This window comes from Pseudomonas lundensis (genome assembly GCF_015377145.2).
Taxonomy (GTDB): domain Bacteria; phylum Pseudomonadota; class Gammaproteobacteria; order Pseudomonadales; family Pseudomonadaceae; genus Aquipseudomonas; species Aquipseudomonas lundensis.
In genome coordinates this window covers 2,872,404-2,889,357 of the sequence record NZ_CP062158.2, presented here as the reverse complement: position 1 = coordinate 2,889,357, position 16,954 = coordinate 2,872,404, and the positions used below count along the sequence as shown (strand labels likewise).

The 16,954-nt window shown below is 61.1% G+C and carries 10 protein-coding genes and 3 tRNA genes; all 13 read left to right on the top strand.

All coding sequences use genetic code 11. The features are described from left to right. The first annotated feature begins 39 nt into the window (after nucleotides 1-39). Nucleotides 40-1,545, top strand: coding sequence for an amidophosphoribosyltransferase (gene purF, locus IF654_RS13465; RefSeq protein ID WP_047275550.1), 1,506 nt, complete (start codon nucleotides 40-42; stop codon nucleotides 1,543-1,545). A 95-nt stretch (nucleotides 1,546-1,640) separates the two neighbouring features. Then, the gene (locus IF654_RS13460; protein ID WP_047275548.1) at nucleotides 1,641-2,852 is read left to right on the top strand and encodes an O-succinylhomoserine sulfhydrylase; all 1,212 of its coding nucleotides are present in this window, start codon (nucleotides 1,641-1,643) and stop codon (nucleotides 2,850-2,852) included. An 8-nt stretch (nucleotides 2,853-2,860) separates the two neighbouring features. Then, nucleotides 2,861-3,628 (top strand): SDR family oxidoreductase, encoded by a 768-nt coding sequence (locus IF654_RS13455; RefSeq protein WP_371057587.1) that lies wholly within the window; start codon nucleotides 2,861-2,863, stop codon nucleotides 3,626-3,628. Nucleotides 3,629-3,769: 141 nt separating this feature from the next. Continuing rightward, nucleotides 3,770-3,845, top strand: a tRNA-Val gene (locus tag IF654_RS13450). A gap of 55 nt (nucleotides 3,846-3,900) precedes the next feature. After that, nucleotides 3,901-3,977, top strand: a tRNA-Asp gene (locus tag IF654_RS13445). A gap of 100 nt (nucleotides 3,978-4,077) precedes the next feature. Further along, a tRNA-Asp gene (locus IF654_RS13440) sits at nucleotides 4,078-4,154 on the top strand. 541 nt (nucleotides 4,155-4,695) lie between these two features. Then, nucleotides 4,696-7,506, top strand: coding sequence for a bifunctional glycoside hydrolase/polysaccharide deacetylase family protein (locus IF654_RS13435; protein ID WP_047280782.1), 2,811 nt, complete (start codon nucleotides 4,696-4,698; stop codon nucleotides 7,504-7,506). Next, on the top strand, nucleotides 7,484-11,095 hold the full coding sequence (locus tag IF654_RS13430) for a tetratricopeptide repeat protein (protein ID WP_194862322.1): 3,612 nt from the start codon (nucleotides 7,484-7,486) through the stop codon (nucleotides 11,093-11,095). The genes IF654_RS13435 and IF654_RS13430 overlap by 23 nt, the downstream gene beginning before the upstream one ends. A gap of 28 nt (nucleotides 11,096-11,123) precedes the next feature. Continuing rightward, entirely contained in the window at nucleotides 11,124-11,642 is a 519-nt protein-coding gene (locus IF654_RS13425) for a hypothetical protein (protein ID WP_047275541.1), read from the top strand. A 5-nt stretch (nucleotides 11,643-11,647) separates the two neighbouring features. Next, a complete protein-coding gene (locus tag IF654_RS13420; RefSeq protein ID WP_230683704.1) occupies nucleotides 11,648-13,012 on the top strand; it encodes a PelD GGDEF domain-containing protein in 1,365 nt (454 codons plus the stop codon). Then, complete coding sequence (locus IF654_RS13415) at nucleotides 12,990-13,976, top strand: HEAT repeat domain-containing protein (protein ID WP_047275538.1); 987 nt, start codon at nucleotides 12,990-12,992, stop codon at nucleotides 13,974-13,976. The genes IF654_RS13420 and IF654_RS13415 overlap by 23 nt, the downstream gene beginning before the upstream one ends. After that, nucleotides 13,973-15,490: a GT4 family glycosyltransferase PelF gene (gene pelF / locus IF654_RS13410; protein ID WP_047275536.1), complete on the top strand. Its 1,518-nt coding sequence runs from the start codon at nucleotides 13,973-13,975 to the stop codon at nucleotides 15,488-15,490. Before IF654_RS13415 ends, pelF begins: the two co-directional genes overlap by 4 nt. Next, the gene (gene pelG, locus IF654_RS13405; RefSeq protein WP_047275534.1) at nucleotides 15,491-16,861 is read left to right on the top strand and encodes an exopolysaccharide Pel transporter PelG; all 1,371 of its coding nucleotides are present in this window, start codon (nucleotides 15,491-15,493) and stop codon (nucleotides 16,859-16,861) included. It begins immediately after the preceding gene. The last annotated feature ends 93 nt before the right edge of the window (nucleotides 16,862-16,954 follow it).

Genomic DNA, 16,954 nt, shown 5'->3' with positions numbered 1-16,954 from the left:
GGTGTTCAGTTCAGATCCATAAAGTAGGGGTTGCGTCGCATGTGTGGCATCGTCGGTATCGTCGGTAAGTCGAACGTCAATCAGGCGCTGTATGACGCGCTAACCGTCCTCCAGCACCGCGGCCAGGATGCTGCCGGTATTGTAACCAGCCATAACGGCCGGTTATTTCTGCGCAAGGACAACGGGCTGGTACGTGACGTGTTTCATCAGCGTCACATGCAGCGCCTGGTCGGGAATGTTGGCATTGGCCACGTTCGCTACCCGACTGCAGGTAGCTCGACTTCAGCTGAAGCTCAGCCGTTTTATGTGAACTCGCCCTATGGCATTACCCTGGCGCATAACGGCAACCTGACCAACGTTGAGCAACTGGCCAAGGAGATCTACGAATCTGACTTGCGCCACGTCAACACCAACTCCGATTCGGAAGTGCTGCTGAACGTGTTCGCGCACGAGCTGGCCCAGCGCGGCAAGCTGCAGCCGACCGAAGAAGACGTATTCGCCGCCGTCACCGACGTGCATAACCGTTGCCGTGGCGGTTACGCCGTGGTTGCGATGCTGACCGGTTACGGCATCGTCGGTTTCCGCGACCCTAACGGCATTCGCCCGATCGTGTTCGGCCAGCGTCACACGGACGAAGGCGTGGAATACATGATCGCCTCTGAAAGCGTTTCGCTGGATGTACTGGGTTTCACCCTGATTCGCGACCTGGCGCCCGGCGAAGCGGTCTACATCACAGAAGATGGCAAGCTGCACACCCGCCAATGCGCGGCCAACCCGCAGTTGACGCCGTGCATCTTTGAGCACGTTTACCTGGCGCGTCCGGATTCCATCATCGACGGCGTTTCGGTCTACAAAGCCCGTCTGCGCATGGGTGAAAAGCTGGCTGACAAGATTCTGCGCGAGCGCCCTGAGCACGACATCGATGTAGTCATCCCGATCCCGGACACCAGCCGTACGGCGGCTCTGGAGCTGGCCAACCACCTGGGCGTGAAATTTCGCGAAGGCTTCGTCAAAAACCGCTACATCGGCCGTACCTTCATCATGCCGGGCCAGGCGGCACGCAAAAAATCCGTGCGCCAGAAGCTCAATGCCATCGAACTTGAGTTCCGTGGCAAGAACGTGATGCTGGTCGATGACTCGATCGTGCGCGGGACCACCTGCAAGCAGATCATTCAAATGGCCCGCGAAGCGGGTGCCAAGAATGTGTATTTCTGCTCGGCCGCACCGGCGGTTCGCTACCCGAACGTGTATGGCATCGACATGCCGAGTGCGCACGAGTTGATCGCACACAATCGCACCACCCAGGATGTCGCTGATCTGATCGGCGCAGACTGGCTGATCTATCAGGACCTGCCTGACCTGATCGACGCCGTGGGCGGTGGCAAGATCAAGATCGAGAAATTCGATTGCGCGGTGTTCGATGGCAAGTACGTGACGGGTGACATTGATGACAACTACCTGGACCGTATCGAGCGTGCGCGCAACGATGCCTCCAAGGTGATTGCGCAGGGGGTGGGTGCCACCATCGGCATCTACAACAACTAACGCTTCACCGAACCGGCCCCAAGGGGCCGGTTTGCATTTTTCCGATACGCAAAGTAGCCAATACACAGCAGTCATTACAGCAAGGAGTGGGCAGCATGAGTCAGGATTGGGATGCCGGTCGGCTGGACAGCGACCTTGAAGGCGTAGCGTTCGACACCTTGGCCGTACGTGCGGGTCAGCACCGTACACCTGAGGGCGAGCACGGCGACGCCATGTTCCTGACCTCCAGCTACGTGTTCCGCACCGCAGCCGATGCGGCCGCGCGGTTCTCGGGCGAGGCAGCCGGCAATGTCTATTCGCGTTACACCAACCCCACGGTGCGCGCCTTTGAAGAGCGCATTGCGGCATTGGAAGGTGCCGAGCAGGCAGTGGCCACGGCCACAGGCATGGCGGCGATCCTGTCGGTGGTCATGAGCCTGTGCAGCGCGGGCGATCATATTCTGGTGTCGCGTAGCGTATTCGGTTCGACCATCAGCCTGTTCGAAAAGTATTTCAAGCGTTTTGGCGTGCAGGTCGACTACGTGCCTCTGGCCGAGGTGTCGGGTTGGGATGCCGCGATCAAGCCCAACACCAAATTGCTGTTTGTCGAGTCCCCCTCGAACCCGTTGGCTGAGCTGGTCGATATCGCCGCGCTCGCTGAAGTAGCCCATGCCAAGGGCGCGATGCTGGTGGTGGACAACTGCTTCTGCACCCCGGCCTTGCAGCAACCGCTGAAGTGGGGGGCCGACATCGTGGTGCATTCGGCCACCAAGTTCATCGATGGGCAGGGCCGCTGCATGGGCGGCGTGGTCGCCGGTCGTAGCGAACAGATGAAAGAAGTGGTGGGTTTCCTGCGCACCGCGGGGCCGACCTTGAGCCCGTTCAATGCCTGGATCTTCCTTAAGGGGCTGGAAACCCTCAACCTGCGCATGCGTGCCCACTGCGCCAGCGCATTGGCCCTGGCCGAGTGGCTGGAGCAGCAGGACGGCATCGAGACAGTGCATTACGCCGGTCTCAAGAGCCATCCGCAGCATGCTTTGGCCCAGCGCCAGCAGCGCGGCTTTGGCGCCGTGGTCAGCTTTGAGGTCAAGGGGGGCAAGGAGGGTGCCTGGCGCTTTATCGACGCCACTCGCCTGATTTCGATCACCGCCAACCTGGGTGACAGTAAAACCACCATCACGCATCCCGCCACAACGTCCCACGGTCGCCTGGCACCTCAGGAGCGTGAAGCCGCCGGTATCCGTGACAGCCTGATCCGCATCGCGGTGGGTCTTGAGGATGTGGCTGATTTGCAGGCGGACCTGGCACGAGGCCTTGCCGCACTGTGACGGACCTGATTCTCGAAACATCGGCGGGCGGAAACGGCCGCGTGGCACTGGTGACCGGGGCTGCGCGGGGCATTGGCCTGGGGATTGCCGCCTGGCTGGTCAGCGAAGGCTGGCAGGTGGTGCTCACGGACATTGACCGCGCACGCGGCTCCAGAGTGGCCAAGGTGCTGGGCGAAAACGCCTGGTTTGTGGCGATGGATGTGGCACAGGAGTCGGACGTTATTCAGTGCGTGGCGCAGGTGCTGGGGCAGTTCGGGCGTCTGGATGCGCTGGTGTGCAACGCCGCCATTGCGGATCCGCACAACATGACCCTTGAAAGCCTCGACCTCGAACACTGGAACCGCGTACTGGCGGTCAACCTGACCGGGCCGATGCTGCTGGCCAAGCATTGCGCCCCGTACCTGCGGGCGCACTGCGGTGCCATCGTCAACCTGGCCTCCACCCGTGCCCGCCAGTCCGAACCCGACACCGAGGCGTATGTCGCGAGTAAAGGTGGTTTGCTGGCGTTGACGCATGCACTGGCGATCAGCCTTGGGCCGGAGATCCGGGTCAATGCGGTGAGCCCGGGCTGGATTGATGCCCGCGATCCGTCCGTGCGCCGTGCTGAGCCACTGGCCGATACCGATCATTCGCAGCATCCCGCGGGCAGGGTCGGGACAGTGGAAGACGTGGCGTCGATGGTGGCCTGGTTGCTGTCGCGCAATGCCGGGTTTGTAACGGGGCAAGAGTTCGTGGTCGATGGCGGCATGAGTAAAAAAATGGTGTACGACGCTTAGCTGCCGTCTAATTAGAGGATTCACAAGGTGGTAGAGCCATAGTCAGGGATTATCGATTTCTGCTTTTTTTTAAAAAAGTTCAATCTCGTCCTTGACTTAGCTTCGATAGGTGCGTAAATTTCGCGGCCTCAACGAAGCAAAGGGTGATTAGCTCAGCTGGGAGAGCATCTGCCTTACAAGCAGAGGGTCGGCGGTTCGATCCCGTCATCACCCACCACTTCTTGAGTTTCTCGCAAGAGAAAGGTCGTTCTGAAGAGAACACCAACCGACGCGCAGCGGTAGTTCAGTCGGTTAGAATACCGGCCTGTCACGCCGGGGGTCGCGGGTTCGAGTCCCGTCCGCTGCGCCATATTTTTACAAATCAGGTGATCCTGATTTGCGATTGAAAAGCACCGAAGCCTTTCAGTCACGGTTTAACTGTTCCAAACGGACGCAAGTCCGAGCGATACGCAGCGGTAGTTCAGTCGGTTAGAATACCGGCCTGTCACGCCGGGGGTCGCGGGTTCGAGTCCCGTCCGCTGCGCCATATTCGCCTCAGAGCCCTTGAACTCTCTGAAGCTAAAAATCAAGCGACCTCAGGGTCGCTTTTTTTGTGCCTGCGATTTTGCATCCCGCCCACCCAATACACGTTCCAGCCATTTCCCTTCCCCTGTGCAGCGTATCCGGCATGGATCCCAGTCAAACAAGCTGAATGGCCTCTTTTTCCCTATTCGATCGAATGGCAAGCGTCTAATCAGCTGCTTTCCCGGTCGTGTCAATTTTCCAGCGAATTCAGTTTGATTTTATAGTTCGCGCTAAAGTCGTCAAAAAAACGGCGTTTATTCCGGTTTGATATAAAAAAACCAATTGGATCTCCGAATTTTGGATCCATAGGATTGCCCGCAATTGGTGCGCAGTGCTGTGTCCGATTGACTGCTCAGGGGCCATACCTCATTGCGTCGGCAACGCCGTCGCCAGGGCTATTCCCGTGTTCAATCCGCCTAGGACGCATGATCGCCTTGAGAATGCCGAGGTGACCGCACTGCAATAACTGCCCTGGATTCGGTCATTAAGGTCAAACGTTCGTTATGGAGCATAAGTTTCGCAGGAGGCGTGCGTGTACCGTCGCTTTACGCCTGTTTGCAGCGTTTTCACTGTGCATCACCGGCACCGCCAGCCAAGCGGCTGAACCCGCGCCCCGCAGCGTGGCGTTCTGGTACGCAGAAAATCCCCCGCTGCAGGAGCTGGCACAGTTTGAATGGGCGGTCGTTGAGTCCGGTCATGTGTCCACTGCAGACGTCGCGCGTATTCGCCAGCTAGGCAGTCAGCCTTTTGCCTATCTCTCTGTAGGCGAGTTCGATGGCGACCGTGGGAGCCTGACTGAACTCGGGCTGGACAAAGGCGCCAGTGCCAAGCGCAACAAGGCCTGGAACAGCCAGGTGATGGACCTGACATCTCCGCAATGGCGCAATCATCTGTTCGAGCGTGCTCATCAATTGCAAGCGCAAGGGTATGCCGGTCTGTTTCTCGACACGCTGGACAGCTTTCAACTGCTGCCGCCATCGCAATGGCCCGGCCAGCAAACTGCGCTGGCCAGTTTTCTGCGTGAACTGCATGCCCGCGAACCGAAGCTCAAGCTGTTCTTTAACCGCGGTTTCGAAGTGTTGCCTGAACTCGACGGAGTGGCCGCTGCCGTGGCGGTCGAGTCGATACACGCAGGCTGGGACGCCGGGGCCAAGCGCTATCGGCCTGTCTCGCAAGCCGACCGCGAGTGGCTGGAGACCCATCTCAAACCGCTGCGCGACAAAGGCATGCCGCTGGTCGCCATTGATTACCTGCCGCCGAGCCAGCGCGAGCAGGCACGCAAACTGGCCCGTCAATTACGCGATGAAGGCTTTATCCCGTTCGTGACCACCCCGGAACTCGACTACCTGGGCGTCAGCACCCTTGAAGTCCAGCCACGCCGGATCGCCATGCTGTATGACCCGCGTGAAGGGGATCTGACGGTCAACGCCGGGCATGTGATGCTCGGTGGCCTGCTCGAATACCTGGGCTACCGGATTGACTACTTCCCGGTCGACAAACCGCTGCCGGCCCATCGTTTCAAGGGCGTGTATGCCGGGGTGGTGAGCTGGATGAACACCGGCCCACCGCAGGATGCACAGCATTTCAATGCCTGGATCACCCAACGTCTGGATGAAGACGTGCCACTGGTGTTTCTGGCCGGCATGCCGATTGAAAACGCCGTGCTGCTCAAGCGCCTCGGGTTGCACCAGTCAGTGCAGAGTGCCCCGACCTCGCTGACGTTGCTGTCGCAAGACGCGTCGTTGATCGGCGGTTTCGAAGCGCCTTTAAGGCTGCGCACCCGCGAACTGACGCCGTTGTCGATTTTGCCGGGTGGCCCGAAGCCGGGTCTGTTGCTGGCCGACGACAAAGGCAACGAATTTGCGCCGGTCGTCATTGGCGAGTGGGGCGGAATGGTCATGGCGCCGTATTTGGTGGAGTCCAATGGCGAAGCCAGCCGCTGGATCATCGATCCGTTCGCGTTCATTCAGCGCGCATTGCGCCTGCCACTGCAACCGCACCCCGACACCACCACCGAAAACGGCCGACGCATTGCGACGGTTCACATCGACGGTGACGGTTTTCCGTCCCGCGCAGAGATCCGGGGCACGCCCTACGCAGGGCAGTCGGTGCTGGACCTGTTTATCAAGCCTCATCCGTTCCTGACCTCGGTATCGATCATCGAAGGGGAGATCTCCCCACGCGGCATGTTCCCGTTCCTGGCCAAAGAACTGGAACCCATCGCCCGGACTATTTTTGCCGACCCCAAGGTCGAGGTGGCCACCCATACCTTTAGCCACCCGTTCTTCATGCAGCCGGAAAAAGCCATGAAAGAAGACGGCTTCCATCCCGAATATGGCCTGAACATGAAAATCCCGGGGTACGACAAAATCGACTTTCGTCGCGAAGTGTTTGGTTCGCGCGATTACATCAACAACAACCTGACCACCGCGCAAAAGCCGGTGAAGATGATTTTCTGGCCAGGGGATGCGTTGCCCGACGAAGCCACCCTTCAATACGCGTATGAAGCGGGCCTGCAAAATGTGAACGGCGGCACCACCATCATCACCCACGCCAACCCGTCACTGACCGGGCTCTCGCCGCTGTTGCGGCCCACCGCAGGCGGCTTGCAGATTTATGCGCCGATCATTAACGAAAACATGTACACCAACTTGTGGAAGGGCCCGTTCTACGGCTTTCGCGACGTCATCGACACGTTCGAGTTGACCGACTCACCGCGCCGTTTGCGCGGTTTGCACCTGTATTACCACTTTTATTCCGGCACCAAGCAGGCCTCGATCAAGGTCATGGATGACATCTACGCCTTCATGATCAAGCAACAGCCGATCTCGCTTTGGATGAGCGACTACCTGCCACGGGTGCGCGGCCTGTATGAATCGAGCCTGGCGCGCACAGCCGACGGTGACTGGCAAATACTCGGCATGAACGCCTTGCGCACCGTGCGCATCGACCCGCAGATGGGCTGGCCCGACATGACCCGCTCTCAAGGTGTGGCCGGGGTCCGCGACCTGCCGCAAGGCCGATACGTGCATTTGAGCCGTGATCGCGCCTTGCTGGCCCTGCGCCCGGATCGCGACCCGCGCCCGGCATTGGAGGAGGCCAACGTGCCGCTCAGCGCCTGGCGATATGAGGACGACGGCCGTATCACGTTCGCGTTTGCCGGTGAGTTCGACATTGAGTTTTCAGTGAGGGCCGCAGGGCCGTGCCATGTCGAGATCAAAGGGCAGCGCTATTCCCCCCGGGCGGAAAATGGCCTGTGGTTCTTCACATTACCGATGAAGCAGGTGAGTGATGCCCAACTCCTCTGCCAGTAACAAAACCCGCCTGCTCAATCCATGGGCGCTGGGGGTGGTGGCCGTGGCGGTCGGCGGACTGCTGTGGATGACCTTTCAACAGGAAAGCGTGTTCCTGCCGGATGACCGTCAGCCGGACGCCGTCTCGGCCAACTACGCGGAACTGTTGCTCACCGCGCACCCGCAAGACGATGCGTTGCGGATCAAGCTGTTGGACTTGCTGATTACCCTGGGCGAGTACCCCAGAGCGCGCAAACACCTGAACCAATGGCCGCACCCCAATACCACCGTGGCGCGCCTGTACGGGTTGCAGCTCGATCAACTGATGTTGCCCAAGGACGCCGATGACGCCGCCCGCACCGCGTTGGTCGAGCGCTTGAGCACACTGGATCGTGCTCAGTTGCCGATAGCGGCACTGGAGCGGATGGCTCGTTTGCTGTTGGTCCTGCAAGCGCCGGGCCTGGCGGGGCAGTGCTATGCCGAGCTGGCCGAGCGAGACCCGGCCAGGCGCCTGGCGTGGTTAAGCAGTGCCGCGCAGTGGTCGATGGCGGGTCAACAACCCGGCCGTGCCGCCGACCTGTACCTGCAACTGGAAGCGTCCAGCAGTACGCCCGCACAGCACAAACACTACCTGCGCCAAGCCTTCGATGCTTTGATCGCGGCAGACCGCGGGGCTGAAGCGGCGGCGCTGTTAAGCCGACAAGTGGCGCAACTCGACGATCCGGTCAGCGATCCGCATTGGCTGGAACAAGGCGTTGAAGCGGCCATCGCCCATGACCAGTTGCAGGAAGCGCAAGCGCTGCTCCAGCAGTGGCGCACCTTGCAGCCGGGCAACCTTGCCGCGTTGCGCAAGGAGTTCCGCTTGCGCCTGGCGTTTGGCGATCAGGACGGCGCCTGGCGTGTGGGGCAAGAGCTGTTGCAGATCGAAGCCGGCGATGCTGCGTTCCTGCAGCAAATGGCCCGACTGGGCGAGTGGAAGGGCGACAACTATCAGGCGCTGGATTACTGGATGGCCTACCTCAAACTGCAGGATGACCCGGCGGCGTATGAGCATGCATGGCGGTTGTCGATCCAGTTGTTTGATTTCGACCACGGCATCCCGTTACTCACCCGCCTTCTGGACACACGCAGCCTGACCGGCCCCGAGCTGGATGCGCTGGTGTTTGCCCACGAACAGCGGGGCACGCCGCAACTGGCCGAGGCGGTGCTGCGTGCCAGTTTAAAAAAATACCCGGAGCAGCGTCTGGCCTGGGTGCGCCTGAGCCAGAACCTGGAAAACACCGAGCAATACCCGGCCAAGACCGTGGTCATGCAGGCGATGGCAAAGCATTTTCCGATCACCGTCACCGAGCGCGTGGACTGGGCCGGGTCGCACCTGAGGTTTTTTGATACCCAAGGGGCGTGGCAGGTGCTGGACATCGATAACCAGGGCATTGAAGACCCCGAGTATTGGGCGCTGCGCGCGGCATTGGCGTGGGAGTTGGAGCGCGACGATGACTTGCAGCCAGCCCTCGAAAGGCTGCTGGCCATCAAGGGCTCGCTGCATTACGGCGAAGAGGAGCAACTGGCCAACCTGTACCGCAAGCGTGCGCCGCACAAGGCACTGGCGCTGATGATTGCAAGCTGGAACAAAACCCATAACCCGCAGCGTCTGGTGGTGGCGTTGCAAGTGGCGCAGGAGCTGCAGGACTGGGCTCAAGTGAGTGCATTACTCGACAGCGCGCAGGCATGGCCCCAGGCCAACGATCAGGAACAAGTGCTGGCGGCCCGCGCGGCGTTGGCCGTACACGAGCAACGCTTCGCCGAGGCTGAGCACCTGCTCAAGCAGGGGTTGGCGCGTTACGACGATGACAACCTGTTTCGCGAGCGCTTGCTGTGGCTGTACATCGATCAGGGCCGCACGGCTGAGATTGGCCCATTGCTGCAAAAATGGCGGGCGCGGGCGCGTAACGACAACCTGCTGTGGTTGCCGTTTGCCAGTGCCAGCCAGATGGTTGGGCGCACCCGCGAGTCGCTGGCCTGGTATCGCCTGTACCTCAAGGCCAACCCACAGGATTGGCTGGTGCAGGCCGGTTATGCCGACGCGCTGGAAGCGTCCGGCGCGTTGGCAGCCGCGCAGCGTTTGCGCTTGCAGTTGACCCGGACCGTGGACCTGCAACCGGGGCTTGAAGCCTCTCAACGTTATTCGATGTGGCTGCGCCTGTTGGCCAGCAGCTATTCGGCGCGTTTGGCCCAGAACAAGGCGTTGCAATGGCAGGACGGCTCGCCGGCGATGTTGCAACTGTGGTTCGAGCGCCTGCTGGCGCGGCTGGACGAAACCAATCAATCGGCCCAGAAAAATGACTGGCTGGCCTGGGCGCGCAGCCAGGGCCTGAAAGTCGACCGCTTTGAACTGATCCAGCAAGCGCTGCGTGACCGCAATCGCGACATGCTCAAGCAACTGCTGGCCAGCGGCGAACTGGACCCGGCGCAACAAGTCGAGGCCCTCAGTCAACTGGGCCATGACGGTCACGCCCTGAGCGTGGGGTTGTCGGCCTTGGGGGACGAGCAGTCGGCCCTGATTCGCGAGCAATTGCGGCGTCAGGCCGTCGAGATTCTTGACCGCACGCCGCAAGGCATTCAGTTGAGCTGGCAGGGCAAGGATTTTGGCGGGCTGGACATTGCCGGTCCGCAACTGACGGTCGCGCGCCACCTCAATGACGACTGGTACGCCAGCCTGGTGCTGGGCCAGGGGCGCTATGACAGCGATCAACTGCGCGATGGTGAGTTGGATCAGGAGCGCAACGCGCTGCTCACCTTGCGCCGTCAACTGAGTGACGGCAGTTACAGCCTGATTGCCGACCTCAGCACCCGCAAGGATCACGACCGCAACGGCGTTGGCCTGAGCCGCGCGTGGCAATTGAGTGCAACCGATGAGATCGAAACCGGCCTCGACTGGCATCGCCAGAGCGACGAAACCGGACTGATGCGCGCCTTCGGTCAGCACGACGGGGTGTGGGTCAAAGGTCAGCACGGTTTTTCGGCGCGGGACCAATTGAATTGGGCGCTGTCGCATAACCGCTTTTCGACCCGTACAGGCGATGCGCTGGGCTCCGGGCAGGAGGCCAAGCTGGAACTGGCCCATACCCTGGAATTCGAAGGCCCCAACTGGGTGGTGCGTGCCGGTGCCGATTATCAGCGCAATGCCCTCAAAAGCGGTGAGCTGAACGACCTCACGGCCTTCCTCAAACCGATCTACGAGCCAGAGCCCATCGAAGATGACGAGGGCCAGGTGATTGGCGCGCGCGCCGTGGACGTTACGTCGCCGCTCACGGCCCGTGACTTGCTGCAAGCGCGTTATGGCCAGGTGTATGTCGGCAGTTCATGGCGGCGTGGCATGCCGGGAGCGTTAAACCGCACCAAGGCGCAATACACCTGGCTGGTGGACGTGACGGCGGGCTGGCAGTGGGTCGACAAAACCTTCAACTGGGGCGTGGACACGGGCCTGGGCATGGAGGTGCTGGGCGATGACGAACTGGCATTCACGTTCGGTTACCAGTCTTCGCCTCAGGGCGGCGCGGGTGCCGGTGGCACGTTGGGCGTGAGCTATGGCCTGCGGTTTGGGCGCTGATCTATCAATGATGATGTGGAGAAATACGATGCAAACAATCCGAAACCTGACGCTGGTCATGAGCGTGTTGCTCATCGCCGGGTGCAGTAGCTTCACCGGTAAAAACAGCCCGACCTTGTCCCGCAGTGCCCAGTGGGGCGTGGTGCCGCTTGTCAACTATTCGCAAACCCCGCAGGCGGGTGAACGCAGCGAGCAAATCCTGCTCAGCGTGTTGAGCAGCAAAGGCTTGCACCCCCAGATGTACCCGGTGGGCGAGCAGGGCGAGCAAGCCCTGCTGGACGACAACGAGCGCTTGAGCGGCGCCATGGACTGGGCGCGTCAGCAGAAGCTCGATTACGTGGTGGCGGGCAGCGTCGAAGAGTGGCAGTACAAGAACGGTCTGGATGGCGAACCGGCGGTGGGGATCAGCCTGCGGGTCATCGAACCGGCCACCGGCCGTGTGCTGTGGAGCGAAAGTGGTGCGCGCGCCGGTTGGTCACGTGAAAGCCTGGCCGGTTCTGCGCAGAAAGTGCTGAACAAACTGGTCGGCGGCCTTCGGATCGAGTAACTGAGATGAATTCCCCCCATATGGATTTCAGCCTGGCGCCAAGAACCCAGGGCCTCGGCTCTTGGCTTGAGACGCTGGTCATCACCGCGCTGGCGCTCGGCCTTGGCTTGTGGCTGACCCCCGACGATCCGCTGCAAGTGCGTGGCGAGTTCCCTTGGCCCCTGCTGGCGCCGCTGTTGATCAGCGTGCGCTACGGGTTTGTGCGAGGGGTCAGCAGCGCGTGCCTGATCGTGATGGCGTTTTTTGTCTTGCGCCAACAGGGGTGGCCGCTGTACGCCGAGATTTCGCCTTCATTCATCGTTGGCATTTTGGTCTGCACCATGGTGGTGGGCGAAGTGCGCGACTTGTGGGACCGGCGTTTGCAGCGTTTGCAGATGGCCAACAATTATCGCCAGTACCGCCTCGACGAGTTCACCCGGCACCATCAGGTGTTGCGGGTTTCCCATGACCGGCTGGAGCAGCGGGTCGCAGGCAGCGATCAAAGCCTGCGCAGCTCATTGCTGGGCTTGCGCGAACGGTTGCGCACGCTGCAAGGCACCCCGCAACCGCTGGTGGCCCTGGCCGAACCGATTGTGGCGATCCTGGGCCAGTACGGGTCGTTGCGGGTGGCGGGCCTGTACCCGGTGGATGCCCAACGCCGGGTTCAAGATGAGCCCTTGGCCACCCTCGGTGTGATGGGCCCGCTGTCGGTGCACGACCCGCTGATTACCTTGTGCCTTGAACGCAACGAGTTGGTCAGTGTGCGCAGCAACCTGACTGACAACGGCGAGCAGAGTGATTTTTCGTCGTTGCAGGTCTGCGTGCCGCTGATGGACACCGAGGGGCGAGTGCTGGCGATTTTGGCCGTGCGCCAGATGCCGTTCTTCGCGTTTCAGGAGCGCACCCTGAGTTTGCTCGCATTGCTGGCCGGGCATATCGCGGACTTGCTGAGCAGTGACCACCTCAGCCTGCAACTGCCGGATGCCGATGCGCAGCATTTCGCCCAGCAACTCAAGCGATCCTTGATCGATGTGCAACAGCACGACTTGTCAGCGTGCCTGTTCTTCTTCGAGCTGACCGAACCTAACCCGCCATTGCTCAGCCTGTTTGAACGCAGCCAGCGCGGGCTCGACCTGCAACTGAACGTGCGCAACCAGCGCGACCATGATGGGCTGCTGGTGCTGTTACCGCTGACCAGTGCCGAGGGCGCCGAAGGTTACCTGACGCGTCTGAACACGTTGGTGCACGAGCATTTCGGCCAGCAACACACCTTGCAAAGCCTGGGCGTGCGCGCATTCGCGTACACCCTGGAGCCCGCGTGCGAGCGCGGCGGCTTGCGTAACTTCCTGTACAACGAGTGTGGCCTGAATGATCAGCAAGTGGCTATTTAGCCTTGGGGTAATGCTGGAGGCGAGCAGTTGGTCCAGCCTCTGGGTCGACCTGCCGCCGGGGCAGGCGTTCGTGCTGTATGTGATCGCCCATGGGATGGCCAGTGGCATGCTGTGCGCCGGGGTCTGGATGCTGCTGCCCGCGCGCTATCGCCAGCCCATGCCCTGGAGCCCGCTGTTTTTGTTTTCACTGGTGTTTTTTATCCCGGTGGTCGGCGCCTTGGGCGTCGCGTGTGTGATCTTCCCGGCGCTGTATTGGCCGCGCCCTCGTGAACAGCAAGCCTGGCAGGCGCTGGGCATCCCGAAGTTGCCTTTCCGGTCGCAGCCGCTGCATTCGCCGATGTTTCGCGATGGCGGTTTGCAGGACGTCCTGCGTCACGCACCCGACCCGGATCTGCGCCTGTCGGCGCTGCTGAGCACGCGGCGCATGCCGGGCAGAGACGCGATCCCGATCCTCAAACTGGCCTTGGCCGACCCCAGTGATGACGTGCGTTTGCTGGCGTATTCGATGCTCGACAAGCAGGAAAACGACATCAACCAGCGCATCCAGGCCGACCTCAAACAGCTGCCCTTCGCCAAACCGCCAGCCCGGGCGGCCTTGCACGCGACACTGGCGCGCTGGTACTGGGAGCTGGCCTACCTGGGGCTGGCCCAAGGCAGTGTGCTCGAACACGTGCTCAATCAGGCGCGCGAACATGCCGAGCAAGGCTTGCGCGCAGGTGAGGGCGGCGAGTTGCACCTGCTGGCAGGGCGTATTGCGCTGGAAATGGATGCGCTGGACAGTGCGCTGACGCATCTGGACGCCGCCGAACAGGCCGGTATCGACGCCTCGCTGTTGATTCCGTTTCACGCTGAAATTGCCTTCAGGGCCGGGCATTACGCGCAAATTCCGTCTTTGCTGGCGGCCTTGCCCGCCGACCTGTTGCGTCGCCCCCCCTTTGCCGACCTCGCTAGGTGCTGGTTATGAACACACCCCCACATGATGCGCCAATGGCGGATGTTTGCCTGTTGCTGGAAGGCACCTGGCCGTACGTACGCGGCGGGGTCTCGAGCTGGATTCACCAGATGCTGCTGGGATTGCCCGAAGTCACGTTTTCGGTGCTGTTCATCGGCGGGCAACGTAACGCCTATAGCCGCCGCAACTACGACATCCCGCCGAACGTGGTGCACATCCAGGAGGTGTTCCTTGAAGATGCGTGGCAAGGTTGCTCGTCGGGCACCACCAGTGAGCAGGCCATTGCCCCGGAACTGGCCAACCTGTACCGATTTTTGCACCACCCGGACGCGCCCAGTGTGGCGCAGGGCCAACAGCTCCTCGACGCTTTGGCCCAGGATCGCCTGAGCCTGGCGGACGTGCTGCGCAGCCGCGCCAGTTGGCACACCCTGAGCGAGGGCTATCTCAAGCACTGTGGCGATCCGTCGTTCGTCAATTATTTCTGGACCGTGCGCTCGATGCAGTCGCCCTTGCTGATGCTGGCCGAGGCCGCGCGCGACATGCCCAGGGCGCGGGTTTTGCACGCGATTTCCACCGGCTATGCGGGGCTCGTGGGCTGCATCCTCAAGCAGCGCTGGGGCTGTCGTTACCTGCTCAGTGAACACGGCATTTACACCAAGGAACGCAAAATCGATCTGGCCCAGGCCAGTTGGATCGCGGAGAGCAGCGAGCAGGCCCTCAATGGCAGCCTGGACACCGGCACCGGTTACATGCGCACCCTGTGGATCCGCTTCTTTGAACGCATCGGGCGGCTGGTGTACGACCACGCCGACACCATCATCGCCTTATATGACGGCAACCGTCAGCGGCAGATCAAGGACGGCGCGGATGCGGCGCGCACGCAAGTGATCCCTAACGGCATCGACTTGCCGAAATGGACGGCCGCGTTGCAGGCCCGCCCCGACGGCATCTTGCCGGTGGTGGGGCTGATTGGTCGCGTGGTGCCGATCAAGGACGTGAAAACCTTTATCCGCGCCCTGCGCGGCGTGGTCAGCGCCATGCCGCACGTGCAGGGCTGGATTGTCGGCCCCGAAGAGGAAGACCCGGCTTACGTCAGCGAGTGCCGCAGCCTGGTGGCCAGCCTGGGGCTGGAAGACAACGTGCTGTTTCTGGGTTTCCAGAGCATTCAAAACATCCTGCCGCAATTGGGGTTGATGGTGCTGACCTCCATCAGTGAGGCTCAGCCACTGGTCATTCTGGAAGCCTGGGCGGCGGGGATTCCCGTGGTCTCCAGCGACGTGGGCTCGTGCCGTGAGTTGATCGAAGGCGGCATTGCCCAAGACCGCGACCTGGGGCTGGCCGGGGAAGTGGTGGCGATTGCCGATCCGCAGGCCACTTCCCGCGCCATTCTCGGTCTGCTGCGCGACCCGCAACGCTGGCAGGCCGCGCAAGCCAGCGGTTTGCAGCGGGTGCATCGTTATTACGGAGAAAATCTGATGTTCGAGCGTTATCGCACCCTGTACCGCGCAGCCATGGAGGCGGTGTAAATGGCTGGCATCGGTTTTGAACTGCGCAAAATCCTGTCGCGCGACACGTACACCGCGACCTTGCATGCCTATGTATACGCCGGGCTGATCAGCTCGGGGCCGTGGGTGCTGTCGATTGTCAGCGTGATGCTGGTGGGGGTGTTGAGCCTCGGGTTGTTGATGCCGGAAATGCTGGTCCGGCAGTTTCTGATCACCGTGACTTACCTGATGGCCACCTCGTTGATCCTCACGGGCGGCCTGCAACTGTTTTTCACCCGTTTCGTCTCCGACCGGCTGTTTGAACGCAAATTCTCGCGGATCTTGCCCAATCTGGTGGGTGTGCTGCTGCTCGTCACCCTGAGTTCGGGGGGGCTGGGCGCGCTGTTGCTGTGGGCGCTGTTTGACGAGCCGTTGATGTACCGGCTGCTGGTGCTGGCCAATTTTGTGACCCTGTGCAACCTGTGGCTGGTGATCATCTTTCTGTCGGGGATGAAGGCCTATAACCGGATTTTGCTGGTGATGCTGGTGGGCTATGCGCTGATGGTTCTGAGTGCCTGGCTGTTGAGCTTCATGGGGATCAACGGTTTGCTGCTGGCGCTGTTGATCGGCCACGGTGCGCTGCTGTTCCTGTACCTCTACGACATCTTGCGCGAATACCGCGCCGATACACTGGTGGCGTTCGACTTTCTGGACCGGCGTCAGGTGTTCACCAGCCTGCTGTTGACTGGGCTCTGCTACAACCTGGGGATCTGGATCGACAAGTTCATCTTCTGGTTCAACCCGGCCACCTCCAGCGCGGTGATCGGCCCGATGCGCTCGTCGGTGCTGTACGACTTGCCGATCTTCCTCGCGTACCTGGCGATCATCCCCGGCATGGCGGTGTTCCTGGTCCGTATCGAAACCGACTTCGCGCAGTGGTACGACCGTCTGTTCCGGGCGATCCGCGAAGGGGAGACGTTGCAGCATATCGGCCAGATCAAGACAGAGATGACGCTGTCGATCCAGCAAGGGCTGCTGGAGATTTGCAAAGTGCAGGGGCTGACGGCGGTGCTGTTGTTCCTGTTTGCGCCGCACCTGCTCCAATGGCTGGGGATTTCCAGTTACTACTTGCCGTTGTTTTACATCGATCTGGTGGGGGTGAGCATTCAGGTGGTGTTCATGGCGCTGCTGAACGTGTTTTTCTACCTCGACAAGCGGGCCATCGTGCTCAAGCTGTGTGTGATGTTTGTGCTGCTCAACGGCGCTTTGACCCTGCTCAGCCTGTACCTGGGCCCGAGTTTCTTCGGTTACGGGTTTACCTTGTCGTTGCTGGTGTGCGTATGGGTGGCGTTGCAGCAGTTGTCGACGGCGCTGGATGACCTTGAGTACCACACCTTCATGCTCAGCCATTAAGCGGGAAACGCGGCCTGCGAGTACGGTGGTCATTCGCCTGTCCAGCGACCACAGGCCGCATCTTCGACTTGTTCTGGACACGTCATCCGATCA